Below are 26,856 nucleotides of genomic sequence, written 5' to 3'. Positions count from 1 at the left end.
GTGCTTCCTCAAGCTGCGAGGTCGATCATGATGTGACGGCGGAGCAGATGGCCGAAGGCGGCGAAGCGGTCGGTGGCACGCTCGACGGCGCGGGCGAACTCGATCACCGACAGCGAGGTCGCGACGTCGAAGCCGCCGCGGAAGACCAGTGCAGTGATCGCGCGTTCGCGGCTGTCGGCGGCGTGCTCGGCGTCGATCAGGCGGGTCACGGCGGAGAGCGCGTCCTCGGAATCGGCGCGCCGTCCTTCCGGGACGTCGATCGCAGCCGCGACGCCGCTCGCTGCCACTTCGGTCGCGGTCTCGGCCACTGTGCAAAGCTCGACCAGCGACACCAGCAGGGATGGATCGGTCCTTTCCGGCATCAGTGCCGCGATGAATGCGGCCTGCTCCAGTTCGTCGACGGCTTCCTCGGCGCGATCGATCAATTGTCCGATCAGCGGGCGGGCATTGAGGCGGTCGACCTCGTTGCGGCTCTCGATCGCGATTCTGTCGGCCTTCTGCTCGATCGCGCCGCAGCGTTGCGTCAGCAGCTTGCCGTCGACGGGCTGGTTCGCGCGCAGCGCGGCAATATGGCGCGAGATCGCCGCGACGAGATCGTGGGCGAGGCCGATCTGGCGCAGCACGGCTGCCAGCAGCGTCCCGTCGACGCGATCGAGGTGCCGCATCAGGTCGGCTTCGATCTGGTCGCGCACCGTCCTGACCGAGCGGCCCGCAAGCAGTGCCTCGGTGGAGGCGCGCAGAGATGCCTTCAGAAAATCGATTGCAGCGTTGCGGCCGAGCGCCTGGTCGAGCCGCTCGCCGAAGCCGATCCGTGTGGGGGCGGCGTTCCGGACAGCGGAGCCCAGCAGATCGTTGCCGCCGAGCTCGAGGAAGCCGCGATGGCCGATCCGCTGACGCGCAGCCCATTCGAGGATGCGTGCCGCGTCATCCTTGGCGACCCAGGTCCTGAGCAGCTTGCGCGCCTTGTTCCAGTCGATCAGGAAAACCAGTGCGGCACCGAGCGCGGCGAGGAATTCGTTGCGATCGGCGGCGTGGTCGGCCTGGTGCTGCCCGGTGACGAGATAGAATGAATTGTCTTCGCCGAGGCCGGCCGCGGTGTGACGATCGAGGCCGCTCCAGGTCACCTCGAACGCGTCGAACAGCGAGATGAAGAACTTTGCCCGCGCCAGATGCACGTCGGTGTAGGTGACGGTGACCGCGTTCTTCTTCACCGCGATCACGACGACATGGGCGTCCGTGGTGCCGATGTCGTTCTGGATCAGCAGCCGGCCGCCGGCGCGCGTAGCCATGGTGTCGAGGCCTGGATGGTTGAACTTGAGACCCCGCGTCGCGTTCAGGCCCTTCATGAAGGCCGCGACGGCCGGCCGGTCCTCGCTGTGCAGGCCGAAGACATGGGCGCCGTCGAGCGCTTCTTCCGAGCAGCTCGCCGCAAGCCTGTTGAGCTGCTTGTGCAGGTCCATGACGAGGCGATGCAGGCTGTCGCTGCCTGCGTCAGCCACGCCGGTCAGGCGCGAGATGCGGGACATCTCGATCTCGCCGGTGGCATCGAGCAGGCCGGCTGTGCGGATCGCCTCGAGCCGCGCCTGCGCCCTTTCGCCTTCGCTCACCGCGCCGGCACCGACGGCGCGGATCATGGTCGCTGCATCGTCCGCAATCTCCTGCATCAGCTCCGCAAGTTCGGGGGCCGCGAGCCGGCCCTGTCCGATCAGACGGGCGCCGCCGATCAGCGCCGCGATCCCGGCGGGGGCGATGCCTGCAGTCTGACTTTCGACGGCGAGGTCATTCGCGGGCCGGTCAGGCTCCTGCGCATGCTGGGCCGCCGCCTGCAATGCGCTCATCCGCACCTTGATGCGGTCGTTGGCGGCGAGCCCTTCCGCCACCAGCGCGGGCAACAGGATGCTGCCTTGTCCGAGCTCTTCGATGATGTGGGTCTTCATGATCTGTCCGCAACCAGGATTGATGCGCTCTCTTTGCCGCGAAACCGCGGCGGCAGCATTGCGGCAGATCATTCATAAAATTGTCACGTGGCGTGGCGTCCACGGATCAGAGCCGCGCAATGGCGCGCGATCGTCATCTCTTCATTGGTCGGGATGACGAAGACATCGACGGTGCTGTCGCTGCCGTTGATGCGCCCGCGCACCGCGTCGTTGCTGGCGGCATCGATGCGCACGCCCATCCATGCGAGACGCTCGCCGATCGCGCCGCGGACCTCCTTGGCGTGCTCGCCGATGCCGCCGGTGAAGACCAGGCAGTCCAGGCCGCCGAGCGTGGTCGCCATCATCGCGACAGCCTGCGCCGCGCGGAAGCTGAAGAGATCGACCGCCTCTCGCGCCGCAACCTCGCCGCTCGCCAGCAGCGTGCGCATGTCCGCGGAGATGCCGGAGACGCCGAAGAGGCCTGACTCGTGATAGAGCAGCTGCTGGACCTCCTCGACCGACATGTTCTCGTGTTGCTGCAGATAGAGCAGCACGCCGGGATCGATCGTGCCGCAGCGTGTGCCCATCACGAGGCCGTCGAGCGGCGTCAGCCCCATCGTGGTGTCGATGCTGCGGCCATCGTGCAATGCGCAGAGGCTGGCGCCGTTGCCGAGATGCGCGATGATTGTCCGCCCGGCCGCAAGCTCCGGCGCGATCTCGGCCAGGCGTCCCGCGACATATTCGAACGAGAGGCCGTGGAAGCCGTAGCGCCTGACACCACGCGCCTCGAAGCGCCTGGGAATGGCGAAGCGGCTCGCCGGCGGCGCGAGGCCGTGGTGGAAGGCGGTGTCGAAGCACGCGATCTGCGTCAGCTCGGGCCGGATCGCCGCGAACGTGCGAACCGGCGCAAGGCAGCGCGGCTGGTGCAACGGCGCCAATGGCGTCAATGCCTCCAGCTTCGCGGTGATGTCGTCCGTCAGCGCGACCGGGCCGGAATAATCCGGCCCGCCGTGAACGATGCGGTGACCGACGGCGCGCAGGCTGCGTTCGCCGAACCGGTCCTCGATGAAGCCGAGCACGTCGGCGAACAGATGGCCGCCGGCGGCGTCCGGCGCGTCGCTTCGTGTCTCGAACAGGTCTTCGCCCGCGGTGCCCTTCACCACGAGCCGGGGTCTTGCCTCGTGCTCGTCGAGCAGGCCCTTGCAGAGCAGGGTGGGCTCAGCCGCCGAGATATCGAACAGGCCGAACTTGATGCTCGACGATCCCGAGTTGAGGACGAGGATCGTGTCCGGCATGGCTAGTCGCCGGCTTCGGCCGGCGTGTCGCCGCCGGCACTGTTCGGCCAGACCCAGTTGCGGATCTCAGGCATGTCCTCGCCATGCTCGCGGATATAGCGGGAGTGTTCGATCAGTTTGTCGCGGAACCGCTGCTTCACATGTGCGGCCTTGGTCGCCAGACCCGGTACGCGTTCGATTGCCTCGATCGCGAGATGATAGCGGTCGAGCCCGTTGAGCACGACCATGTCGAACGGCGTCGTCGTGGTGCCTTCCTCGGCAAAGCCGCGCACATGCATGCCGGCATGGTTGGTGCGGTTATAGGTCAGCCGGTGAATGAGATAGGGATAGCCGTGATAGGCGAAGATCACGGGCTTGTCCGACGTGAACAGCCCGTCGAAGTCGCGGCTGGAGAGGCCGTGCGGGTGCTGCGCCCTGGGTTGCAGCGTCATGAGGTCGACGACGTTGACGACGCGGATCTTCAAGTCGGGCAGCGCCTTGCGCAAGAGGTCGACGGCGGCGAGCGTTTCCAGCGTCGGCACGTCGCCGGCGCAGGCCATCACCACGTCGGGCTCGCCCTTTCCATCCTCCGTTCCGGCCCAGGTCCAGATGCCGATCCCGGCATCGCAATGCGTCGCCGCGTCCCGCATCGAGAGCCATTGCGGCGCCGGCTGCTTGCCGGCGACGATCACGTTGATGCGGTTGTAGGTGCGCAGGCAGTGATCGGCGATCCACAACAGCGTGTTGGCATCCGGCGGGAAATAGATGCGGACGATGTCCGCCTTCTTGTTGGCGACGAGATCGACGAATCCGGGGTCCTGATGGCTGAAGCCGTTATGGTCCTGGCGCCAGACATGCGAGGTCAGGAGATAGTTGAGCGAGGCGATCGGGCGCCGCCACGGCAGGTCGCGCGTGACCTTCAGCCATTTGGCATGCTGGTTGAACATGGAATCCACGATGTGGATGAAGGCCTCGTAGCAGGAGAAGAAGCCGTGCCGTCCCGTGAGCAGATAACCCTCGAGCCAGCCCTGGCAGAGATGTTCGCTCAACACCTCCATCACGCGGCCGTCCTGGGCGAGGTGCACGTCGTAGGATTCGATCGGCTCCATCCAGACGCGCTCGGTGGCCTCGAACACGGCATCTAGCCGGTTCGACGCGGTCTCGTCGGGCCCCATGATGCGGAAATTTCGCTGTTGTGCATTGAGGCGGATGACGTCGCGCAGGAATTTGCCGAGCTCGCGCGTCGCTTCGGCGATGGTGCCGCCCGGCTGCGGCACCTCGACTGCGAAGCTGCGGAAGTCGGGCAGCTTCAGCTCTTTCTTCAGGAGTCCGCCATTCGCGTGAGGATTGGCGCCCATGCGCCTGACACCTTCAGGTGCGAGCGCCTGAAGCTCGGGAGCGAGCGCGCCGTTCGCGTCGAACAGTTTTTCCGGCTCGTAGCTGCGCATCCAGTCTTCGAGCACTTTCAGGTGCGCCGGGTTTTCGCGGCAGCCGGCGACCGGCACTTGATGCGCGCGCCAAAAGCCCTCGACCTTCTTGCCGTCGACTTCCTTCGGGCCGGTCCAGCCCTTCGGGCTGCGCAGCACGATCATCGGCCAGCGCGGCCGCTCGACGCTTGTCCGCCCGTCGCGGGCGTGCAGCTGGATCGAGCGGATGCTGGCGAGTGCGACATCGAGCGCATCCGCCATGGCACGGTGCATCAATCTGGGATCATCGCCGGCGACGAACAGCGGCTCGTGGCCGAACCCACGGAAGAGATCGCGGATCTCGGCATCTCCCATCCGTCCGAGCACGGTGGGATTTGCGATCTTGTAGCCGTTGAGATGCAGGATCGGCAGCACGGCGCCGTCATGCGCCGGGTTCAGGAACTTGTTCGAGTGCCAGGACGCGGCGAGAGGGCCGGTCTCGGCCTCGCCGTCGCCGACCACGCAGGCGACGATCAAGTCAGGATTGTCGAATGCCGCGCCATAGGCGTGCACCAGCGCGTAGCCGAGCTCGCCGCCTTCGTGGATCGAGCCCGGCGTTTCCGGCGCCGCGTGGCTCGGAATGCCTCCGGGGAAGGAGAACTGCCTGAATAGCCTGCGCAATCCGTCCGCATCGCGCGCGATGTCAGGATAGATCTCGCTGTAGCTGCCTTCGAGATAGGTGTTGGCGACCATGCCGGGGCCGCCATGGCCGGGGCCGCAGACATAGATGATGCTGAGGTCCAGCGCGCGGATCACGCGATTGAGATGGGCATAGATGAAGTTCAGGCCGGGCGTGGTGCCCCAATGGCCGAGCAAACGCGGCTTGATATGCTCGGGCCGCAACGGCTCGCGCAGCAACGGATTGTCGAGCAGGTAGATTTGCCCGACCGAGAGGTAGTTGGCGGCGCGCCAATAGCGATCGAGCAGATCGAGGTCGCCGGTCGCGGCGGCCGTTTTTTGTTGAATTGTCATGTTCCTTCGGCTTTCACCCAGCGATGTCACCAACTTTGTTCCGGCACGATCGATCCCTGTGCGGGATCAAACGAGATCGCCGTGACGGGCGTATTGCGTGAGGTCAAAGCCGCGCGCCCGAAATTTGGGCGGCTACTTTGCATGGGGTTGTTTTCACGTTTTTTGTTTGTGTTCTTGATTTGTTCCGTGTGCGTGCTATCTTGATTGCATGAGTCCAGCATCCTCTCATGCTCTCAAGCACCCGCCGGTCACGGCGCCCTCCGAGCCGGCGGGTGCGCCTTCAGATTTCCCCGAGCTTGGCGTCGCCATCGATCGTGCGCGAAGGCGAGGGCGGGGCGCGCAATCCAATGCCAGCGGCCGCTACGAGGCCGAGGCGCGCGTCGCTTTCGATGACGGCTGGCAGAGCCTGGAAGAGCTGCCGCCGTTCAAGACCAGTATCGGTGTCGACACCTCGCGCAAGGTGATTACCCGCAACGATTCCCCAGACATCGGCTTCGACCGCTCGATCAATCCCTATCGCGGCTGCGAGCACGGCTGCGTCTACTGCTTCGCCCGACCGACGCATGCCTATCTCGGCCTCTCGCCGGGGCTGGATTTCGAGTCGAAGCTGTTCGTGAAGCCCGAGGCGCCGGCGCTGCTCGAGAAGGAGCTCGCCGCCCCCGGCTACGAACCCAGGATGATCGCGATCGGCACCAACACCGATCCCTACCAACCGATCGAGCGCGAGCGAAAGATCATGCGCGGAATCCTCGAGGTGCTGGAACGCGCCAGCCATCCGGTCGGCATCGTCACCAAATCGGCGCTGGTGGTGCGCGACATCGACATTCTGGCGCGGATGGCCAAGCGCAACCTCGCCAAGGTCGCGATTTCGGTCACCTCGCTCGATCCGAAGCTCGCGCGCACCATGGAGCCGCGCGCCGCGACGCCGCCGAAGCGGCTGGAGGCGCTGAAGCTGCTCTCGGAGGCCGGCATTCCGACCACGGTGATGGTCGCGCCCGTGATCCCCGCGCTGAACGATTCCGAGATCGAGCGCATCCTCGATGCCGCCGCCCATGCCGGCGTCAAGGAAGCCTCCTATGTGCTGCTGCGGCTGCCGTTGGAGGTTCGCGATCTCTTCCGCGAATGGCTGATGGCGAACTATCCGGACCGCTATCGCCACGTCTTCACCCTGATTCGCGACATGCGTGGCGGGCGCGACTACGATGCGAAATGGGGCGAGCGGATGAAGGGCACCGGCCCGATGGCCTGGACCATCGGCCGCCGCTTCGAGATCGCCTGCGACAGGCTCGGCCTCAACAAGCGGCGCTCCAAGCTGACCACGGATCACTTTGCGCGGCCGAAGCGGAACGGCGATCAGCTCAGCCTGTTCTGACGGGAAGGTGGAAGAGGCATGGCATGAGTCAGGAATTGGCGGCGCCGGTGCCGAGGCTCACCGTCGTCACGCTTGGCGTGAGCGACATCCGCGCCAGCATCGCCTTTTACGATGCACTCGGCTTCTCGCGCCGGCTGAAGGCAACCGGCGAGGCCGTCGCCTTCTACGATACCGGCGGTCCGGTGCTCGCCCTGTATCCGTGGGATCAGCTCGCGGCAGATGCGGTCTTGCAGGACGCGCCGAGGCCGTCGACTTTTCGCGGCATGACGCTCGCATGGAACTGCCGGACGCGTGAGGAGGTCGATGCGGTGCTGGCCTTCGCCATCGGGAAGGGAGCCAGCTCGCTGAAGGCGGCGCACGAGACCGACTACGGCGGCTATTCCGGCTATTTCACCGACCCCGACGGCCATCCTTGGGAGGTCGTGGTCGCGCCCGGTATCGATGTGGGCGAGGACCGACGGGTGCATCTGGCGGATTAGGACGGCCTGAATAGTGGGAATATCCTGGGTTCCCGGTTGCGCCGGCGAAGCCCCTTGCGCACGATCCCGACCATGATTCGGGACAAGTCCGCCAAGAACCCAGCCAAAGACGCGCCACAAAAGCAGGCTGCGAAGAGGGCTGCGTCGGCCAAGACGCCTGCGGCCAAAACATCTGCAGTCAAGGCTTCGAAGGTTCCTGCCGGCAAGAAAGGCATCATTGCCATTGCTCCCCCCAGCTTCCGCCGCGAGCGCGCGCTGATCAAGCGCGGCGTCTGGCCGGTTGCCGGCTGCGACGAGGCCGGCCGCGGCCCGCTGGCCGGTCCCGTGGTGGCGGCGGCTGTGATTCTCGATCCCGATCGCATCCCGCGCGGCATCGATGATTCGAAGCGGCTGACTGCGGAGGAGCGCGAGAAGCTGTTCGACAAGATCTGCGCGACAGCGCAGGTCTCGGTCGCCGTCGCCTCGCCCTCGCGGATCGACCGCGACAACATCCTGCGTGCCTCGCTGTGGGCGCTGAAGCGCGCCGTGGTGGCACTGCCCGAGACGCCCAGGCACGTCTTCGTCGACGGCCGCGACCGGCTCGACACCGAATGCGACTGCGAGGCCGTGATCGGCGGCGACGGTATCGTGCTGTCGATCGCTGCGGCATCCATCGTCGCCAAGGTGACGCGCGACCGGCTGATGTGCGCGCTGGCGCAGGATTGCCCCGGCTACGGTTTCGAGCAGCACAAGGGCTACGCCGTCCCCGAACATCTCGAGGCGCTCGACCGGCTGGGCCCGTCCATCCATCACCGCAGCTTCTTCGCCCCCGTCGTCGCCGCCCGCGCCAAGCACATGCCGTGGACGGTCGAGCCGGTGCAGGATCTGTTCGCGGTGAGAGAGGTCGAGGTGCAAGTGGACGCGGCCGTCGAGATCGACGTCTCGGCAAATCTCTAAATAGACCCCACAGCTCTACCATCCGTCATGGCCGGGCTTGACCCGGCCATCCACGCCTTACGCACCGTCCGAAGAACGTGGATGCCCGGGCCTTCGCCGCGCCGGAGCGGCTTCGGCCGCGCAGGCGGGACAAGCCCGGGCATGACGACCGATAGCGCAGGTGTGCACAGATGTGCTTGTGCCTCAGCCCGTAAGAGCGGGGAGAGGGAGCAAACCGTCGTTGCCACGACGCGCGGTGCCCCTTATCAAAGTATTCGTGAGCGAATAGGGCCGGCTGGACTGGCTGCATCATTCGGACGTTGCATGCGGTTTACCTCCCTGGTCATCGAGCTCATTCGCGCCCGGCCGCGGCTGATCGTGTGGATTGCCGTGCTGCTCCAGGCTTTGATGTGGCTGTTCGTGGCGCTGGTGTTCTACCGTAGCCCGCCCGGCACCCTCGCGACGCTGCTGGCTTTCGGACGCGAATACCAGGTCGGCACCGATCTCGGCCCGCCGCTGCCGGTCTGGCTCGCCGACATCGCCTATCGCGCCGCCGGCGGCCACATGCTGGGCGTCTATGTCCTCGCCCAGGTCTGCGAGATCGCGACCTTCATCGCGCTCTATCATCTCTCCCGTGCCGTGGTCGGCTCGCAGCAGGCGGTGCTCGCCGTGCTGCTGACGATGACAGTGCTGGCCTTCTCCTCGCCTGCGCTCGACTTCGGCCCCCTGGTGCTGGCGCGGCCGCTCTGGGCGCTCTTGCTGCTGCATTCCTGGCAGATCATCGGCCAGCGCCGCGGCAATGCCTGGTTCGCCTGGTCGATCGAAGCGGGCCTCTTGCTGCTGACGACACCGGCGGCGATCTTTCTCCTCCTGCTGGTCGTCGTCTTCGCGGTCTCGACCGCCGGCGGCCGGCGGACCCTGCGTGGGCTCGATCCGCTCTTTGCACTGATCGTCGTCGCCGTGCTGGCGTTGCCCTATGCGGTATGGCTGATGCGGGCCGAGACGTTGACGATGCCGGCCTTGCCGCAAGTCGCCGAGCTCAGCGCCCGCGCGCTGCATGCGGCCTGGCTGTTCGGCGGACTCGTGCTGGGGGCTGCCGCGATCCCGGCGCTGACCTTCCTCAACACCGGGTTGTTCGAGGGCAAGGGCGAGGAACCGCCGATCATCTACCGCCCGTCGGTCGAGCCGCTCGCGCGCAACTTCGTGTATTTCTTCGCGCTGGCTCCGCCGCTCGGCGCGGTGCTGATCTCCGGCCTGCTCGGGCTCGACTCCGTCATCGGCGGCGCCGGCGTCGTGCTGGTCATGCCCGGGCTTGCCGTGGTCGTTGCGGCCGGCGATCTCATCGCGATGCGCCGCACGCGGATGCTGCGCATGGTATGGGCTGCGGCCATCATCGCGCCCGCCGCCGGCGTGGTGCTCGCCGTCCTGTTCCTGCCCTGGACCGGCGCCAACGAAATTGCGACCTCGATGCCGGCGCGCTCAATCTCGGACTTCTTCGACGAGAGCTTTGCCCGTCGCACCAACCATCGCCTGCGTGCCGTCGCCGGCGAGACGCAACTCGCCAGCCTGATCGCGCTGCATTCCGGCCGGCCGCATCTGTTCATCGATGCCGATCCTGCGCGCACGCCGTGGATGAATCAGGCAAAATTCAGCGAGACCGGGGGCGTCGTGGTCTGGCGCGCGTCCGATACCGCCGGCACCCCGCCGCCGGACATCCTCAAGCGCTTCCCCGGCATCGTGCCGGAAGTCCCGCGCGCCTTCGAATGGCTGGTGACCGGCCGCCAGCAGCTGCTTCGCATCGGCTGGGCCATCGTGCGGCCGAAGGGGACGTGACTGTCGTGCCCCGGACGCAGCGCAGCACGAAGTGATGCGCTGCAGAGCCGGGGCCTATCTTGCCGTACGGTACGTGGTGCTCTTTGGGTCCCGACTCTGCGGAGCGTCACGACGTGCCGCACCGCGTCCGGGACACGAGAGCATCAACCCGCCAACACCTTTGCGATCGATCGCAGATCCTGCCAGGCCAATCGCTTGTAGGATGGTGAGCGCAGGAGATAGGCCGGGTGAAACGTCGGCAGCGCGCGGATGGTGCGCCCGCCGGTATCGTAATCGAACCAGCGGCCGCGGGTGCGCATGATGCCTTCGCGCGTTCCGAGCAGAGTCTGCGTCGAGGGATTGCCGAGCGTCACCAGCACGTCCGGGTTCACGAGCTCGATATGGCGCTGGATGAAGGGCAGGCAGATCTGCGTTTCCTGCGGCGTCGGCGTGCGGTTGCCGGGCGGTCGCCAGGGAATGACGTTCGCGATGTAGGCGGTGGTGCGGTTGAGCCCGATCGCGCCGATCATGAGGTCGAGCAGCTTGCCGCTGCGTCCGACGAAAGGCAGCCCCTCAATGTCCTCGTCGCGGCCCGGCGCTTCGCCGACGAACATGATGCGCGCCTGCGGATTGCCGTCGGCGAACACCAGCCGCGTTGCGGTGTGCTTCAGCGCGCAGCCTTCGAAGCCCTGCATCAGCTCGCGCAGTGCCTCCAGCGTCGGCGCTGTGCGCGCGGCCTCGCGTGCCGAGGCGATGGCGACGTCCGGTGCAGGCGCGGCCTCGCCGCGCATGACCGCGGGCGCGGCGACCGGCCGCGGTGCCTCGACCGGCGCCGTGCGCGGGCTGGGCGGCGGAGCATCGATTTCCGCCAGGCGATCTATCGGTTCCTCCGCAAGCGCGCAGTCGACACCGGCCTCCAGATAGAAGGCGAGCAGCTCTCGGACGGTGGGTGCGGGTTCGGGGATCATGGGAAAGTCTGACTTTTATATCACCTTGGACGGCCTTGCACCCCGACGAAACGCATTTCCATGGTTGTCCTACCCGGAAAAATCGGAAACAAGAGGGCGCAAACGACCGAGGACCGTCTCAAGGGCTGAGATCAGATGAGCACCGAAGAACTTCCCCCGCGCGAATCCATGGAATTCGACGTCGTCATCGTCGGCGCCGGCCCCTCCGGTCTGTCCGCTGCGATCCGGCTGAAGCAGCTCAACGCCGATCTCAACGTGGTCGTGGTGGAGAAGGGCTCCGAGGTCGGCGCGCATATTCTCTCGGGCGCGGTGATCGACCCGGCCGGGCTCGACAAGCTGATCCCGGACTGGCGCGAGGATGCCGACTGCCCGCTCAAGACTCAGGTCAAGGACGACCGCTTCTACTGGATGACGGCCGGCGGCGCGATCAAGCTGCCGAATTTTCTGATGCCGCCGCTGATGGACAATCATCACTGCTACATCGGCTCGCTCGGCAATGTCTGCCGCTGGCTGGCGCGCAAGGCCGAGGCGCTCGGCGTCGAGATCTACCCGGGCTTTGCGGCGGCCGAGGTGCTTTATGACGAGGACGGCAAGGTCAGGGGCATCGCCACCGGAGACATGGGCATCGGCCGCGACGGCAAGCCGAAGGACTCTTTTACCCGCGGCATGGAATTGCTCGGTAAGTACACCCTGTTCGCCGAAGGCGCCCGAGGCAGCCTGACCAAGCAGCTCATCGGCAAATTCGCCCTGGACGCCAAGAGCGAGCCGCCGAAGTTCGGCATCGGCCTCAAGGAAGTCTGGCAGATCGACCCCGCCAAGCACCAGAAGGGCCTGATCCAGCATTCGTTCGGCTGGCCGCTCGACATGAAGACCGGCGGTGGCTCGTTCCTCTATCATTATGACGACAATCTCGTCGCCGTCGGTTTCGTCGTCCATCTCAACTACGACGATCCCTACCTGTCCCCGTTCGACGAATTCCAGCGCTTCAAGACTCATCCCGCGGTCCGCGGCACCTTCGAGGGCGCCAAGCGGCTCGCTTACGGCGCGCGCGCGATCACCGAGGGCGGCTACCAGTCGGTGCCGAAGCTCAGCTTCCCCGGCGGCGCGCTGATCGGCTGCGCGGCCGGCTTCGTCAACGTGCCGCGCATCAAGGGCGTGCACAATGCGATGGGCACCGGCATGCTCGCCGCCGAGCACGTCGCAGCCGCAATTGCCGCCGATCGCGCCAATGACGAACTCGTCGAATACGAGAATGCCTGGCGCACGTCGTCCGTCGGCAAGGATTTGCTCCTGGTCCGCAACGTCAAGCCGCTGTGGTCGAAGTTCGGCACCGTGCTCGGCGTCGCGCTGGGCGGCTTCGACATGTGGTGCAACACGCTGTTCGGCGCCTCGCTGTTCGGCACCCAGTCGCACGCCAAACCTGATCGTGCCACGCTCGATCCTGCCAAGAGCCACGCCCCGAAGAACTACCCGAAGCCGGACGGCAAGATCTCCTTCGACAAGCTGTCCTCGGTGTTCCTGTCCAATACCAATCATGAGGAGGACCAGCCGGTCCATCTGAAGGTCACGGACATGAACCTCCAGAAGACCTCCGAACATGACGTCTTCGCCGGTCCTTCGAACCGCTATTGCCCGGCCGGCGTCTATGAATGGATCGAGGAGGGCTCTGGCCCGCGCTTCCAGATCAACGCCCAGAACTGCGTCCATTGCAAAACCTGCGATGTGAAGGACCCCAATGGCAACATCACCTGGGTTCCGCCCGAGGGCGGCGGCGGCCCGAACTACGAGGCGATGTAAGGGCAGGTTTGGTGATCTGGCGCACGTTCGCGTGAGGACCCGGCTGCGGCCACGCGCCGCGGTCACGATAAGGCCACAGTAGCGGCGTCTTGGGGCGCTCTTGGCGGATTCGCCTGGCCGATTTGGGGCATGCGGCGGGGAGAACGTCCGGCCCGAATCCTTGCGGCGAAGCGCCAAAAGCGGCATTGTCGGCCCGACGGTTCCGGGTCCCTATGCCACCGGCCGCGTTCGCATGCGATACGGCCCCCTGTTGCAAACCCAGGCACTACCAACTCAAGGCGAGCCCCTGATGTTATCAAATCGTTTCATCCGCCGGACTGCTGCCGCCATCGCCCTCATGGGCACCGCGATCGTGGCGGCCCCCGGTGCGGTCCTGGCGCAGACGCCGGACCACCCGGAGAACACGGCGGCGCAGTTTCCGACCCGAAACGATCTGAAATCGCTGACCGGTGCCGGCAGCTATCTCGCCGCCCGCCACGCCAGCGTCGAGCGTGACGCGGCCTCCGCCGCCGCATTCTACCGTTCGGCGCTCCGGACCGATCCCAAGAACAACGAGCTGCTCGACCGTGCCTTCATCTCGTCGGTCGCCGACGGCGACCTCGAGGAGGCGGTCAAGCTCGCCGAGCGGATCCTCACCATCGACAAGACCAACCGCGTCGCGCGTCTCGTCGTCGGCGTGCATGATCTCAAGCTGAAGAAATATGCGGCCGCGCAGACCAACATCAACCAGTCGATCCGCGGCCCGATCACCGATCTCGTCGCCACGCTGCTGTCGGGCTGGGCCGCATATGGTGCCGGCGATGCCAAGGGTGGCGTCGCCACCATCGACAAGCTGGCCGGCCCGGAATGGTATCCGCTGTTCAAGGATCTTCACGCCGGCATGATCCTGGAGCTCTCCGGCAGGGAGAAGGACGCCGGCACCCGCTTCGAGCGCGCCTACAAGCTCGACGATTCCATGCTGCGCGTGACCGAGGCCTATGCGCGCTGGCTCTCGCGCAACAAAGATTCCGCCGCCGCGACCACCGTCTACCAGGCCTTCGACAAGAAGCTCGCCCGCCATCCGCTGATCCAGGAGGGCCTGCGCGAGACCAAGGCCGGCAAGAAGATGCCGCCACTCGTCGATTCCGCGCAGGCCGGTGCCGCCGAAGCGCTCTACGGCATCGGCGCCACGCTGACCCGCCGCGGCGGCGAGGATCTGGCGCTGGTCTATCTCCAGCTCTCGCTCTACCTCCAGCCGACCCACCCGCTGGCGCTGCTGTCGCTCGCCGATCTCTATGAATCGGTGAAGCGGCCGAAGATGGCGATCAAGGTCTATGAGCGCGTGCCCGCGACCTCGCCGCTGAAGCGCAATGCGCAGATACAGCTCGCCATTGATCTCGACACCGCCGACCGCACCGACGAGGCGATCAAGATCCTCAAGGGCGTCACGTCAGAGGACCCCAAGGACCTCGAAGCCATCATGGCGCTCGGCAATATCGAGCGCGGTCGCAAGCGGTTCGGCGATTGCGGCGCGACCTATTCGCAAGGGATCGACGTGCTGCAGCCCGGCAACGACAAGGCCAACAGCGTCTGGTACTATTATCGCGGCATCTGCGAGGAGCGCTCCAAGCAGTGGGCCAAAGCCGAGGCCGACATGAAGAAGGCGCTGGAGCTTCAGCCCGACCAGCCGCACGTCCTCAACTATCTCGGCTATTCCTGGATCGACCAGGGCGTGAATCTCGACGAAGGCATGAAGATGATCAAGCGTGCCGTCGAGCAGCGTCCCGACGACGGCTACATCGTCGATTCCCTCGGCTGGGCCTATTACCGCATCGGCAACTACGAAGAGGCGGTGAAGAACCTCGAGCGCGCGATCGATCTCAAGCCCGAGGATCCCACCATCAACGACCATCTCGGCGACGCCTATTGGCGCGTCGGCCGCACGCTGGAGGCAAAATTCCAGTGGTCGCATGCCCGCGATCTCAAGCCCGAGCCGGAAGAACTTCCGAAGATCGAGGCCAAGATCGCCAATGGTCTCGCCGACGACAATTCGAACTCTTCCGCGGCTCAGGCCGAGAAGAAGAAGGACGACGGCAACGGCGGCTGAGGTTTTGTTTGGGGGCGTGTCGCCGATGTCGGCGTTGATTGAAGAGGGGCGGGCGAAGGTCAATTTGAGCCTTCGCGTCGTCGGCCGCCGTGCCGACGGCTATCATGATCTCGAAAGCGTGGTGGCATTCGCCGATTGCGCCGACCGGCTGACGCTGGAGCCGGGCAGCGAGCTGAAGCTCACCACCACCGGGCCGCTGGCGGAGGCCTGCGGCGAGACGTCCGACAATCTCGTGCTCAAGGCCGCCAAGCTTCTGGCCGAGGCGGTGCCCGGCCTGAAGCTGGGCGCGTTCGCGCTCGACAAGGTGCTTCCCGTTGCGGCGGGCATCGGCGGCGGTTCGGCCGATGCCGCGGCGGCGCTGCGGCTCCTGGCGTGTCTCAACGATTTGTCGCTCGATGATCCCCGCGTTCAGAAGGTCGCACTCGCGACCGGCGCCGACGTGCCGGTGTGCCTCATCTCGCGCGCCTGCGACATGACCGGCGTCGGCGAGCAGCTGTTGCCGCTCGCGCTGCCGAGCATGCCCTGCGTCATGGTCAATCCGCGCGTGCCGGTCGCGACCAAGGACGTGTTCCAGGCACTGGGGCTGCGCAACGGCGAGCTTCTGGTCGGCGTCACCGACGTCATCCGCGCTCCGGCCTGGCCCGGGGAGGGCGCCTCTATTTCCGATTGGGTCGAGGTTCTGGAAACCGTCGCCAACGACCTTGAAGCGCCTGCGCTGCGCATCGAGCCTGTCATCGGCGAGGTGCTGGAAGCCTTGCGCACCTCCGCCGGCGTCAAGCTCGCCCGCATGTCCGGCTCCGGCGCGACATGCTTTGCGATCTACGGCGCGCCGGCCGAAGCCCATGCCGCCGCCGAGAAGATCCGGCGCGACCACCACGGCTGGTGGGTGCATGCGGGGACGTTGAGCTAGGTACGGCAGTTGAGCTAGCCGTGGTCCTCAGCCAGCCCGAGAAACCTTCGGATCTCACCCAACACCTGCTGCGGCTTGTCGTGCTGCAGCCAATGTCCTGCGCCCGCGATGGCCTCGATGCGCGCCTGCGGGAAGTACCGTTCCAGGCCTGCGGCCCTGGCGCCGGCGAGAAAGCTTTCACCGGCATTGAGCAGCAGCGTCGGACAAATGATGCGCGACCACAGCTCGATGTGATCGTCGGGCCAGAGCCGGTGCGGCGCAGCGGCGCGCTGGTAGGGATCGAATTTCCAGCTGTAGGTGCCGTCCTCGTTCTGCCGCGCGCCATGCGTGGCGAGATGCAGGGCGAGGTCGCGGGACAGCCGTTTGTTGTGAAGCATCATCTGCGCGGCGGCCTCCTCGAGGGTGGCATAGCGGCGCGGCGTGCGGTCGTGCAGCTTGTCGAGCTGGCCGACCCATTTGCCGATGCGCTCATGCGCCGGCGGTTTTGGCGTATCCGGCAACATGGTCACGCCGTCGAGGATCACGAGCTTCGAGACCTGCTCGGGGAATGAGCCCGAAAAGATCAGGCTCACCATGCCGCCCATCGAATGGCCGATGAGAGTGACCTGAGGCGCTGCGATATTGCGGACGAGCTGGGAGAGATCGTAGACATATTCCGTCAGCGCGTAGCTGCCGCCTCGGGTCCAGTCGGAATCGCCGTGGCCGCGCAGGTCGGGCGCGAGCACGTGAAAATGCGGCTGCAACGACCGGGCAATGTGATCCCAGCTGCGGCAATGATCGCGGCCGCCATGGACCAGGATGAGTGGTGGCGCGCTCTCATTGCCCCAGTCGGCGTAATGCAGCCGCAGGCCGTGCGATTCATGGAAGCGGCTTTGCGGGGCGAGCATCGTGGCGCTATCCATTCACCGGCCGCCGCGCCAGCGCGAGCGAGAGGCCGAGGCTGGCGATGAAGACGCCGGAGCCCTGCGTGAGACGTCGCATCAGCTGCCGCCGTCCGATCAGCTGCGTGCGTGTCGCGGATGCCATCAGCACCACCACGACATCGGCGAGCGTGTTCAGCGTCACCGAGATCGCACCCAACACAATGAATTGCAGCGTCGGGCTCGATCCCGAGGGATCGAGGAATTGCGGAATGAAGGCAAGGAAGAACGCCGCGGTCTTTGGGTTCAGGGCCTCGACCAGCACGCCATCGCGGAATGCGCGCTTGTCGCCGATTGGCTCGCTTTCAAGCGACAGCGCGCGGCCGGCGCTGCGAAACGTCTTGATCCCGAGCCAGACCAAATAGAGCGCGCCGATGAATTTCACGACGGCAAACAGTTCCGCGCTGGCCAGGATGATCGCGGAGATGCCGAGGCTGCCCGCGACGACATGAACGAGCCCGCCGAGCGCCGTGCCTGCGGTCGATGCCAGGCCACTGGCGCGTCCCTCCGACAGGGTTCGTGCCGCGACGTAGAAAATGCCGGGGCCCGGAACGGCGGCAATGAGACAAGCTGCGGCCAGGAACAGCCAGAAATTCGTTTCGGTCATCCTGTTTTCGTAGCGGAGCGAGCGGCGATTGCAAGGCCTCTTCGCTCAGCCCATCCGGCGGAAGATCACGCTGGCATTGATTCCGCCGAAGCCGAACCCGTTGGAGATGGCGCTCTGCATCGGCATCGCTCTCGCTACGCCGGCAACGATGTCGATGCCTTCGGCGCCGGGATCCGGATTTTCGAGATTGAGCGTCGGCGGCGCGATCTGGTCGCGCAAAGCCAGCACGGTGAAGATCGCCTCCAGCCCGCCGGCGGCGCCGAGCAGGTGCCCGGTGGCCGATTTGGTCGCGCTCACGGCAATGCCGCGGTTACGGCCGAACAGCGCGGCGATCGCGCCGAGCTCGCTCTCGTCGCCGGCCGGCGTCGACGTCGCATGCGCGTTCAGGTGCTGCAGATCCGCAGGCTCGAGCTTCGCTTGCAGAAGCGCGATCTCCATGGCGCGGCGGGCGCCGTCGCCATCGGGCGGACCCGAGGTCACGTGGTAGGCGTCCGCGGTCGTGCCGTAGCCGACGATCTCCGCGATCGGCGTCGCGCCGCGCGCCAGTGCATGCTCCAGCGCCTCGATCACCAGGATGCCGGCGCCTTCGCCCATCACGAAGCCGTCGCGGTCGCGATCGAACGGGCGCGAGGCGCGCGCGGGCTCGTCGTTGAAGCCGCTCGACAGCGCGCGGGCCGCGGCAAAGCCGCCGAGGCTGACGATGTCGATGCAGGCCTCCGCGCCGCCGCAGATCGCGACATCGGCCTCGCCGGCGCGGATCATGCGGGCGGCATCGCCGATCGCCTGCACGCCGGCGGCACAGGCCGTGACCGGCGTGCCCAGCGCGCCCTTGTAGCCGTATTTGATCGAGACCTGGCCGGCGGCGAGATTGGCGAGGAACGAAGGGACCGTGAATGGCGAGAGCCGGCGCGCACCGCGCTTCTCGGTGATGCGCACCGCCTCCGCCATCGCCGGAAAGCCGCCGATGCCGGAGGCGATGATCGTCGCGGTGCGCTCCAGCGCGCTTGCGTCCTGCGACATCCATTTGGCCTGTGCGACCGCTTCTGCGGCGGCGAGCAGCGCGAACAGGATGAAGCGGTCCATCTTGCGCTGGTCTTTTGGCGCGGCGGCCTGCGCGGGATCGAAGCCGCCATCGGCATCATCGGCGTTGTCGGGCACGAGACCGGCGATGCGCGCCGGCAGTGCCTGCGCCCAATCGGGCAGAGGGCGAAGCCCGCTTTGGCCGGCGAGCAGCCGCCGCCATGACAATTCGACCCCACAGCCGAGCGGCGACACCGCGCCCATGCCGGTCACGACGATACGACGCATGTCAGTCTCCAGCCGGCGCAACGGCCGGGTTCATGGCCTTGAGCGAAGCGAGCCGCGCGCGCATTCCGCGGCTGGCGCGGGGCCCCGCGATGACGACCGCATTGGCGAGCGTGATCGGACGCATGTGGGCGGCATCGACCACGATCGGATCGAGCGGGCGAACGTCGCTCCGGTTCGCCAGCAGGATGGATTCGCCCTTCGGCGCGAGATGCTTGTTACCCCAGGCGAGCAGCGCGACGATGACCGGAAAGAAATCCCGCGCCTTGTCCGTCAGCACGTATTCGTAGCGCGGCGGACGTTCGTTGTAGCGGCGCCGGGCGAACATGCCGCTCGCGGTGAGATGGGCGAGACGCCGCGACAGGATGTTCGGCGCGATTCCGAGGCTTTGCGCGAATTCGTCGAACTTCGTCGCGCCCTGAAACGCATCGCGCAGGATCAGGATGCTCCACCATTCGCCGACGGTCTCCACGGCGCGGCCGACGGGGCATTCCTGGATGGAGGGAGATTTTGGCTGCATATGCAGGAGACTAGGGTAGTAACTTTCAAAATGCAAGTAACAGGTGGGCCGCGATGTATAGGATGAAGACGGCCGCGAGACCGCGACGCTATCGCACAGGTCGAACTCGACTTTGCGAACGATGGCGGTGCGCCACCCTCACCGTCATTGCGAGCGCAGCGAAGCAATCCAGATTCCGTCCGCGGAGACAGTCTGGATTGCTTCGCTGCGCTCGCAATGACGATGGTGCGTGCTGGGATGAAGCTTGATTGCTACAACGACGGAGGTGCACTCCCTCTCGCGCTTGCGGGAGAGGGCTGGGGAGAGGGTCTATCCCAGATGGGACAATCCCAAGAGGAGAAAGCCCTCTCCCGGCGCACGGGACGAAGCTTCGCTTCGCCCGGACGCGCCGACCTCTCCCCCAAGCGGGAGAGGTGACGGCCCGCGGCGATCGATTCAACCTAAAGCCATTCCGCTTCAGTGGATGCGGAAAGAGCGTCAGTGGCTCAATGCGACCTTGCCAAACAGAACGCCACGACCTGCTCCAGCGCGCTCTTCATCGGCGAGGGCGGGAATAGCGCGAGCGCGTCGACGGCCATGGCGCCGTAGTGCTGGGCGCGGCTCAGCGTATCCTCGAGCGCGCGGTGCTTGTTCATCAGGCCGATGGCGTGGTCGAGATCGCCGTCGCCGATCTCGCCGCGCTCCAGCGCGCGAATCCAGAACGCGCGCTCGGTGTCGTTGCCGCGGCGGAAGGCCAGCACGACCGGCAGCGTGATCTTGCCCTCGCGGAAATCGTCGCCGGTGTTCTTGCCGAGCTTGGCGCTCTTGCCGCCATAGTCGAGCACGTCGTCGACGAGCTGGAAGGCGATGCCGAGATTCATGCCGACCGAGCGGCAGGCGGTCTGCTCCGCCTTCGGCCGGTTGGCGATGACGGGGCCGACCTCGCAGGCGGCGGCGAACAATTCGGCGGTCTTGCCGCGGATCACGGCGAGATATTCGTCCTCGGTGGTCGCGGTGTTCTTGGCGGCGGCCAGCTGCATCACCTCGCCCTCGGCGATGGTGGCGGCGGCCGCGGAGAGGATGTCGAGCGCGCGGAGCGATCCGACCTCGACCATCATGCGGAAGGCCTGGCCGAGCAGGAAGTCGCCGACCAGCACGCTCGCCTCGTTGCCCCAGAGCATGCGCGCCGACAACTTGCCGCGGCGCATCTCGCTCTCGTCGACGACGTCGTCGTGGAGCAGGGTGGCGGTATGCATGAACTCGACCGAGGCCGCGAGCTTGATATGGCCGTCGCCGGTATAGCCGGCCAAGTTGGCCATGGCGAGCGTCAGCATCGGGCGCAGGCGTTTGCCCCCGGAGGAGATCAGGTGATTGGCGACCTCGGGGATCATGGTCACCTCGGAACCGGTCCGCGACAGAATCGTGGCGTTGACGCGCTCCATGTCAGGGGCGACAAGGGCAACCAGCTCTTCGATCGACGCGCCGGGAGTTTCGAAAGGTACGATGACGGCCACGCCGGTCTCCAATATTTGCCCCGGAAGGGCTATTCTGATGGAAAGACAATAGAAACTGGCGGCGGACGCGGCAAGACCTCGGAACCATTGACATTTGCCGCATGCCCCCCTTTCAGGCAGGAGATCTGCGTTTTGCGCGAACTGGTTCGGACCAATGACATGGTGCTGGTGTCGGCGATCGGCGCGCTGCTCGACGGTGCCAACATCCATCATCTGGTGCTGGACCAGAACATGAGCATCATCGAGGGCTCGCTCGGCATATTACCGCGGCGGATCCTGGTCCATGAGGACGATGTCCAGGAGGCCAGGGCTCTCCTCACCGAAGCCGGCCTCAGCCACGAACTGCGCGGCGATGATTGAGGCCGCAGATATTACCGAGGACGCCTTTCTCGGCGGGCAATTGCGGTTGAAGCAGAAGCGATCCGGCCATCGCGCCGGGCATGACGCCATCCTGCTTGCAGCGGCGACCGACGCCCTGGCGGGGGACCGCGTCGTCGATTTCGGCGCCGGTGTCGGTACGGCCGGTCTGGCGCTGGCCCGCCGCGTCGCGGGCATCAGGCTCAGCCTGGTCGAGATCGATCCCGAGCTGGCCGAGCTCGCGCGCGGCAACGCGGCAGCGAATGCGATTGCCGCCGAAACGATCGTGCTCGACGTCACGGGCGAGCCGCAGGCCTTTGCGTCAAACGGGCTGTCGCCCGACAGCGTCGACGTGGTGTTGATGAATCCGCCCTTCAACGATCCGACCCGGCATCGCGTCTCGCCGGACCGGGCGCGTCACACCGCGCATGTGGCGACGGAAGAGACGCTGCATGCGTGGTTGCATGCAGCGCGCCGTATCCTCCGATCCAATGGCGTGCTGACCCTGATCTGGCGTGCAGATGGAATCGCCGATGTCCTGGCAGCGCTGTCACGCGGTTTCGGCAGTCTCTCGATCCTGCCGGTTCACGGCGAGGCCGGGCGGCCCGCGATCCGCGTGCTGGTGCGTGCGGTGAAAGGCGGCCGGGCCCCGACGCGATTGCTGCCGGGCCTCATGCTCAACGACGAGTCACGCTTGTCCAAAAGCGAGGTGACGGAGATTCTGGAAGGGAGAGCGGCCTTGCCGCTGCTGGAACCGTGAGGGCTTACCGGGGAAGCGATTCCGGCTGCTGCTCTTGCGGGGACGTGAGGCGGATCGCCATGAACAGGGCGCCGACCAGCAGCATCAGCAGATAGATTTTCATGGTGTTCTCCGCTGGCTCATTGCAGCCTCCCAACGGGAAATCTGCAAAACACGTTCCGGGCACTTCCAATGACAGTCGCGTGATAAGAAATGGTTAATCAGAGGTAACGGCATGGCCGAACAATTGAACGATCGTGAGAGTTCCGGCCTGGCCGACAAGCTCATGCAATATCTGCCGGCACGCTTTCGACCGGGTACCCCGGTCGTGCCGGTGGTGCGGCTGTCGGGGGTGATCGGTGCGGTGACGCCGCTGCGCCCCGGGCTGACGCTTGCCGGCATCGCGCGGGTGCTCGAGCGCGCGTTTTCGTATCGGCACGCCAAGGCCGTGGCGCTGGTGATCAATTCTCCCGGCGGCTCGCCGGTGCAGTCGCGTCAGATCTACTTGCGCATCAAGCAGCTCGCGGCGGAGAAGAAGCTGCCGGTGCTCGTGTTCGTCGAGGACGTCGCGGCATCCGGTGGCTACATGATCGCCTGCGCCGGCGACGAGATCATCTGCGATCCGTCCTCGATCCTCGGCTCGATCGGCGTGGTCGGCGGCAGTTTTGGTTTCCAGGAGGCGATCAGGCGGCTCGGCATCGAGCGGCGCCTCTATACGGCCGGCGAGCACAAGGCGATGCTCGACCCGTTCCTTCCCGAAAACCCCGATGACGTCGCCAAGCTGAAGGCGATCCAGCGCGAGATCCACCGGATCTTCATCTCGCTGGTCAAGGACAGCCGCGGCGCGCGGCTGAAGGGAGCGGACGAGACCCTGTTCACGGGCGAATACTGGGCTGGCGACAGTGCCATCGCGCTGGGGCTCGCCGACGGCATCGGCGATCTCCGCTCAACTCTTCGTGCCCGCTATGGCGAGAAGGTTCTCACCCCCGTGATCGCGCAGCCGACCGGGCTGCTCTCCGGTCTTTTGGGGCGGAAATCGCCCGGCGCGGGGCAGCTTTCAGCCCTGGAATCAATGGCCGGCTTGCCGGACGAGCTGATCTCGGCGGTCGAGACACGGGCGATCTGGGCGAAATTCGGGTTCTAGGCAGCGCCATTTGGCCCGGGCCGCGCCAATTGCGGCGCTGGCCCATCTGCGCAACAATGCAGGTGGGGGCTGAGCACTAGACGAGGATCGACCGATGCCGCCGTTCGTCGCTTTCGCGGGCGTCCTGGGCGGGCTTGCCGTGGTCCGCTGGGCCTACAAGACCGCTGTCCGGATCAACCAGGAGCTGGAGGAGATGCGCCTGTCGCGCGTCGCCGAAACCGCCCGCATGGGGGATATCCAGACGCTGAAGCGTGACCCCGTGACCGGAGCTTATCGTCCGGGTTAGCTGCCACAGTCGTCATGCCCGGGCTTGTCCCGGGCATCCACGTTCTTCGTGCGGTTACACAAGGCGTGGATGGCCGGGACAAGCCCGGCCATGACGGAGAACAGCGCCGCTTTCCGGCCCCCTTCGCCTTGATTCCCATCCCCGCCGTCGATACGGTCCCGCGCGATTCAAAACCCCCCGCGAGAGCCCGATCTGACGATGGACGCCTCATTGCCCGCCCATATGCGCCCGGAACGCTCGTTCCAGGGCTTCATCCTCGCGCTCCAGCGGTTCTGGGCCGAGCAGGGCTGCGTGATCCTGCAGCCCTACGACATGGAGATGGGCGCGGGCACCTTCCATCCGGCGACCACCCTGCGCGCGCTCGGGCCAAAGCCCTGGAATGCGGCCTATGTGCAGCCCTCGCGCCGGCCCAAGGACGGCCGTTACGGCGAGAACCCGAACCGGCTGCAGCACTACTACCAGTTCCAGGTGATCATGAAGCCGTCGCCGCCGAATCTTCAGGATCTGTACCTGAAGTCGCTCGCCGCGATCGGCATCGATTCCGCCGTGCACGACATCCGCTTCGTCGAGGACGATTGGGAGAGCCCGACGCTGGGCGCCTGGGGTTTGGGCTGGGAGTGCTGGTGCGACGGCATGGAGGTCAGTCAGTTCACTTATTTCCAGCAGGTCGCAGGCTTCGAATGCGCGCCGGTCGCAGGTGAGCTCACCTATGGCCTCGAGCGCCTCGCGATGTATGTGCAGGGCGTCGACCGCGTCTACGACCTCAACTTCAACGGCCGCGAGGGTAACGCCAAGGTCACCTATGGCGATGTCTTCCTGCAGGCGGAGCAGGAATATTCGCGGCACAATTTCGAACATGCCGACACCGCGATGCTGTTCGAGCAGTTCAAGATGGCGGAAGCGGCCTGCCGGAAATATCTCGACGCCGGCTGGCGCGAAGGCGGCAATCGGAAGCAGCATCTGATGGCGCTACCGGCCTACGACCAGTGCATCAAGGCGAGCCATGTCTTCAATCTGCTCGATGCGCGCGGCGTGATCTCCGTGACGGAGCGGCAGAGCTACATTCTTCGCGTGCGTGAGCTGGCCAAGGCCTGCGGCGAGGCCTGGATCCACACTGAAGCGGGCGGAGCGGCCTGATGCCCGATCTTTTGCTTGAACTGTTCTCGGAAGAGATTCCCGCGCGCATGCAGGCCAAGGCGGCTGACGATCTGCGCCGCATGGTCACCGACAAGCTCGTCGCCGAAGGTCTCGTCTACGAGGGCGCGAAAGCCTTCGCGACGCCGCGCCGCCTCGCGCTCACCGTGCACGGCATCCCGGCGCGCCAGCCCGACCTCAAGACCGAACGCCGCGGCCCCAAAATCGGCGCGCCCGATGCGGCCGTGCAGGGCTTCCTGAAAGCGACCGGTTTGAAGTCGCTGGACGAGGCCAAGGTCCAGCGCGACCCCAAGGGCGATTTCTACATCGGCTTGATCGAGAAGCCCGGTCGCGACGCGATCGACGTGCTCGCGGACATCCTGCCCGTGATCATCCGCACCTTCCCCTGGCCGAAATCGATGCGCTGGGGCGCGCGTTCCGGAAAACCCGGCTCGCTCAACTGGGTGCGTCCGCTGCACGCGATCACCGCGACGTTCGGGCTCGAGACCGAAGAGCCGGATGTCGTGAAATTCTCGGTGGACGGCATCGAGGCCGGCCAGACCACTTACGGCCATCGCTTCCTTGCGCCCGCGGCTATTTCCGTGCGCCGCTTCGAGGACTACGAAGCAAAATTGCTCGACGCCAAGGTCGTGCTCGACCCCGAGCGCCGCAAGGATGCGATCCTCACCGACGCCAAGCAGTTGGCCTTCGCGCAGGGCTTCGAGCTGGTCGAGGACCAGAACCTGCTCGACGAGGTTGCCGGCCTCGTCGAATGGCCGGTCGTGCTGATGGGCTCGTTCGAGCCGGAGTTCCTGGCGACGCCGGCCGAGGTGATCCGCGCCACCATCCGCAACAACCAGAAGTGCTTCGTGGTGCGCGCCCCCAAGACGGGCAAGCTCGCGAACAAGTTCATCCTGGTCGCCAACATCGAGGCCACCGACGGTGGTGCGACCATCATCGCCGGCAACGAGCGCGTCATCCGCGCGCGGCTGTCGGATGCGAAGTTCTTCTACGAAACGGACCTGAAGACCAAGCTCGAGGACCGGCTGCCGAAGTTCGAGCAGATCGTGTTCCACGAGAAGCTCGGCACCCAGGCCGAGCGCATCAAGCGCATCGAGCGCCTTGCCGCGGAGATCGCGCCGCTGGTCGGCGCCGACGTCGCCAAGACGACGCGTGCAGCGCATCTGGCCAAGGCGGATCTGCTGACCGAAGTCGTCGGTGAATTCCCGGAGGTGCAGGGCCTGATGGGCAAGTACTACGCTCTGGCCCAGGGCGAGGACGCTTCCGTCGCCGCCGCCTGCGAGGAGCATTACAAGCCGCAGGGCCCGGCCGATCGTGTGCCGACCGATCCGGTGAGCGTGGCCGTCGCACTTGCCGACAAGATCGATACGCTGGTTGGGTTTTGGGCGATCGACGAAAAGCCGACCGGCAGCAAGGACCCGTATGCGCTGCGTCGCGCGGCGCTGGGTGTGATCCGGCTGATCGCGGAGAATGCGCTGCGTCTGTCGTTGATGAAGGTGGCGGCGTCGGCGCTCGCCGGCCTATCGTTGAAGCCCGCCGATGCGCAGAAGCTTCCGAGCGAGCTGCTCGCCTTCTTTGCCGACCGCCTCAAGGTCCAGCTCCGCGAGCAGGGCGCGCGGCATGATCTTGTCGACGCCGTGTTCGCGCTCGGTGGCCAGGACGACCTGCTGATGATCGTCCGCCGCGTCGAGGCGCTCGGCAAATTCCTCGAGTCCGACGACGGCAAGAACCTGCTCGCCGGCACCAAGCGTGCCAGCAACATCCTCTCGATCGAGGAGAAGAAGGACAAGCGCAGCTTCGACGGTGCGCCGGACGCCGCGCTCTACAGCCTCGACGAGGAGAAGGCGCTGGCGAAAGCGATCGGCGAGGTGAAGGCGGAAGCAAGCGCCGCCGTCGCCAGGGAGGACTTCGCTGCCGCCATGAGTGCGATGGCGAAACTTCGTCCGCCGGTCGATGCGTTCTTCGACAAGGTTCGCGTCAATGACGACGATGCGAAGGTGCGCGAGAACCGCCTGAGGCTGCTCAACGAGATCCGCAGCGCCACGCGGGCGGTGGCGGATTTCTCGAAGATCCAGGATTGAGGCGCGGATATTGCGGCTCTCGTGCCCCGGACGCAGCGCAGTGCGCCGCGTCTTGGCGGCGTGATGCGGCTGCAGAGCCGGGGCCGATGCCGGTCGAGCGCGCGGAGATTCTGGGTCCCGGCTCTGCGTCGCAACGCTTGCGCGTTGCGCCTTGTCCGGGACACAGGAGTGACAGAGCGCGTAAAAAAGTGCCCCACCCGGCGGGGGGAAGGACCGGGCGGGGCCTGATGTCCGCTTCAAACTGCTCGCGCCAGCCTGATATGGCGCGCCGGACATCTAGTC

General features: G+C 66.1%; 22 protein-coding genes. 13 read left to right on the top strand and 9 right to left on the bottom strand.

The window, feature by feature from the left end:
• Nucleotides 1-8: 8 nt before the first annotated feature.
• From AC1RQP_RS22975 to AC1RQP_RS22965, 3 genes are all read right to left on the bottom strand, one after another.
• The gene (locus tag AC1RQP_RS22975) at nucleotides 9-1,937 is read right to left on the bottom strand and encodes a hypothetical protein (RefSeq protein WP_492938610.1); all 1,929 of its coding nucleotides are present in this window, start codon (nucleotides 1,935-1,937) and stop codon (nucleotides 9-11) included.
• Nucleotides 1,938-2,020: 83 nt separating this feature from the next.
• Complete coding sequence (locus AC1RQP_RS22970; RefSeq protein ID WP_492938609.1) at nucleotides 2,021-3,211, bottom strand: acetate/propionate family kinase; 1,191 nt, start codon at nucleotides 3,209-3,211, stop codon at nucleotides 2,021-2,023.
• A gap of 2 nt (nucleotides 3,212-3,213) precedes the next feature.
• A complete protein-coding gene (locus AC1RQP_RS22965) occupies nucleotides 3,214-5,628 on the bottom strand; it encodes a phosphoketolase family protein (RefSeq protein ID WP_492938608.1) in 2,415 nt (804 codons plus the stop codon).
• Between the two features lie 208 nt (nucleotides 5,629-5,836).
• Between AC1RQP_RS22965 and AC1RQP_RS22960 the strand changes: the two genes are divergently transcribed.
• From AC1RQP_RS22960 to AC1RQP_RS22945, 4 genes are all read left to right on the top strand, one after another.
• A complete protein-coding gene (locus tag AC1RQP_RS22960; RefSeq protein ID WP_492938607.1) occupies nucleotides 5,837-7,000 on the top strand; it encodes a PA0069 family radical SAM protein in 1,164 nt (387 codons plus the stop codon).
• 23 nt (nucleotides 7,001-7,023) lie between these two features.
• Nucleotides 7,024-7,479, top strand: coding sequence for a VOC family protein (locus tag AC1RQP_RS22955; RefSeq protein WP_492938606.1), 456 nt, complete (start codon nucleotides 7,024-7,026; stop codon nucleotides 7,477-7,479).
• A gap of 72 nt (nucleotides 7,480-7,551) precedes the next feature.
• Nucleotides 7,552-8,415 carry a ribonuclease HII gene (gene rnhB / locus AC1RQP_RS22950; RefSeq protein ID WP_492938605.1) on the top strand — a complete coding sequence of 288 codons (864 nt, stop codon included), beginning with the start codon at nucleotides 7,552-7,554 and terminating at the stop codon, nucleotides 8,413-8,415.
• 303 nt (nucleotides 8,416-8,718) lie between these two features.
• On the top strand, nucleotides 8,719-10,227 hold the full coding sequence (locus AC1RQP_RS22945; RefSeq protein WP_492938604.1) for a glycosyltransferase family 39 protein: 1,509 nt from the start codon (nucleotides 8,719-8,721) through the stop codon (nucleotides 10,225-10,227).
• A gap of 143 nt (nucleotides 10,228-10,370) precedes the next feature.
• On the opposite strand, the gene AC1RQP_RS22940 is transcribed toward AC1RQP_RS22945, so the two are convergent.
• Nucleotides 10,371-11,174 (bottom strand): uracil-DNA glycosylase, encoded by an 804-nt coding sequence (locus tag AC1RQP_RS22940; RefSeq protein WP_492938603.1) that lies wholly within the window; start codon nucleotides 11,172-11,174, stop codon nucleotides 10,371-10,373.
• A gap of 135 nt (nucleotides 11,175-11,309) precedes the next feature.
• Between AC1RQP_RS22940 and AC1RQP_RS22935 the strand changes: the two genes are divergently transcribed.
• From AC1RQP_RS22935 to AC1RQP_RS22925, 3 genes are all read left to right on the top strand, one after another.
• Nucleotides 11,310-12,971, top strand: a complete 1,662-nt coding sequence (locus AC1RQP_RS22935; protein ID WP_492938602.1) for an electron transfer flavoprotein-ubiquinone oxidoreductase — start codon at nucleotides 11,310-11,312, stop codon at nucleotides 12,969-12,971.
• Between the two features lie 289 nt (nucleotides 12,972-13,260).
• Nucleotides 13,261-15,057 carry a tetratricopeptide repeat protein gene (locus AC1RQP_RS22930; protein ID WP_492938601.1) on the top strand — a complete coding sequence of 599 codons (1,797 nt, stop codon included), beginning with the start codon at nucleotides 13,261-13,263 and terminating at the stop codon, nucleotides 15,055-15,057.
• A 25-nt stretch (nucleotides 15,058-15,082) separates the two neighbouring features.
• Complete coding sequence (locus AC1RQP_RS22925) at nucleotides 15,083-15,967, top strand: 4-(cytidine 5'-diphospho)-2-C-methyl-D-erythritol kinase (RefSeq protein WP_492938600.1); 885 nt, start codon at nucleotides 15,083-15,085, stop codon at nucleotides 15,965-15,967.
• A 14-nt stretch (nucleotides 15,968-15,981) separates the two neighbouring features.
• On the opposite strand, the gene AC1RQP_RS22920 is transcribed toward AC1RQP_RS22925, so the two are convergent.
• The 5 genes from AC1RQP_RS22920 to AC1RQP_RS22900 form a co-directional block, all read right to left on the bottom strand.
• The gene (locus AC1RQP_RS22920) at nucleotides 15,982-16,854 is read right to left on the bottom strand and encodes an alpha/beta fold hydrolase (RefSeq protein ID WP_492938737.1); all 873 of its coding nucleotides are present in this window, start codon (nucleotides 16,852-16,854) and stop codon (nucleotides 15,982-15,984) included.
• A gap of 7 nt (nucleotides 16,855-16,861) precedes the next feature.
• A complete protein-coding gene (locus tag AC1RQP_RS22915; protein ID WP_492938599.1) occupies nucleotides 16,862-17,494 on the bottom strand; it encodes a LysE family translocator in 633 nt (210 codons plus the stop codon).
• A gap of 45 nt (nucleotides 17,495-17,539) precedes the next feature.
• On the bottom strand, nucleotides 17,540-18,802 hold the full coding sequence (gene fabF, locus AC1RQP_RS22910; protein ID WP_492938598.1) for a beta-ketoacyl-ACP synthase II: 1,263 nt from the start codon (nucleotides 18,800-18,802) through the stop codon (nucleotides 17,540-17,542).
• Between the two features lies 1 nt (nucleotide 18,803).
• On the bottom strand, nucleotides 18,804-19,319 hold the full coding sequence (locus tag AC1RQP_RS22905; RefSeq protein ID WP_492938597.1) for a winged helix-turn-helix transcriptional regulator: 516 nt from the start codon (nucleotides 19,317-19,319) through the stop codon (nucleotides 18,804-18,806).
• A 485-nt stretch (nucleotides 19,320-19,804) separates the two neighbouring features.
• Nucleotides 19,805-20,812: a polyprenyl synthetase family protein gene (locus tag AC1RQP_RS22900; protein ID WP_131866317.1), complete on the bottom strand. Its 1,008-nt coding sequence runs from the start codon at nucleotides 20,810-20,812 to the stop codon at nucleotides 19,805-19,807.
• Between the two features lie 132 nt (nucleotides 20,813-20,944).
• Between AC1RQP_RS22900 and AC1RQP_RS22895 the strand changes: the two genes are divergently transcribed.
• The 6 genes from AC1RQP_RS22895 (at nucleotide 20,945) to glyS (ending at nucleotide 26,574) form a co-directional block, all read left to right on the top strand.
• The gene (locus tag AC1RQP_RS22895; protein ID WP_028178667.1) at nucleotides 20,945-21,172 is read left to right on the top strand and encodes a putative signal transducing protein; all 228 of its coding nucleotides are present in this window, start codon (nucleotides 20,945-20,947) and stop codon (nucleotides 21,170-21,172) included.
• Nucleotides 21,165-21,929, top strand: a complete 765-nt coding sequence (locus AC1RQP_RS22890) for a tRNA1(Val) (adenine(37)-N6)-methyltransferase (protein WP_492938596.1) — start codon at nucleotides 21,165-21,167, stop codon at nucleotides 21,927-21,929. The genes AC1RQP_RS22895 and AC1RQP_RS22890 overlap by 8 nt, the downstream gene beginning before the upstream one ends.
• A 214-nt stretch (nucleotides 21,930-22,143) precedes the next feature.
• Entirely contained in the window at nucleotides 22,144-23,052 is a 909-nt protein-coding gene (locus tag AC1RQP_RS22885) for a S49 family peptidase (protein ID WP_239621902.1), read from the top strand.
• A 94-nt stretch (nucleotides 23,053-23,146) separates the two neighbouring features.
• Nucleotides 23,147-23,338: a hypothetical protein gene (locus AC1RQP_RS22880; RefSeq protein WP_074122886.1), complete on the top strand. Its 192-nt coding sequence runs from the start codon at nucleotides 23,147-23,149 to the stop codon at nucleotides 23,336-23,338.
• 198 nt (nucleotides 23,339-23,536) lie between these two features.
• On the top strand, nucleotides 23,537-24,475 hold the full coding sequence (locus AC1RQP_RS22875) for a glycine--tRNA ligase subunit alpha (protein WP_492938595.1): 939 nt from the start codon (nucleotides 23,537-23,539) through the stop codon (nucleotides 24,473-24,475).
• On the top strand, nucleotides 24,475-26,574 hold the full coding sequence (gene glyS / locus AC1RQP_RS22870; RefSeq protein WP_492938594.1) for a glycine--tRNA ligase subunit beta: 2,100 nt from the start codon (nucleotides 24,475-24,477) through the stop codon (nucleotides 26,572-26,574). Before AC1RQP_RS22875 ends, glyS begins: the two co-directional genes overlap by 1 nt.
• The last annotated feature ends 282 nt before the right edge of the window (nucleotides 26,575-26,856 follow it).

The sequence above is a fragment of the Bradyrhizobium sp. GW821-FHT13H06 genome, assembly GCF_058803975.1.
Note: the sequence above shows the minus strand (reverse complement) of the source record. Positions and strands in the feature narration are given on the sequence as shown.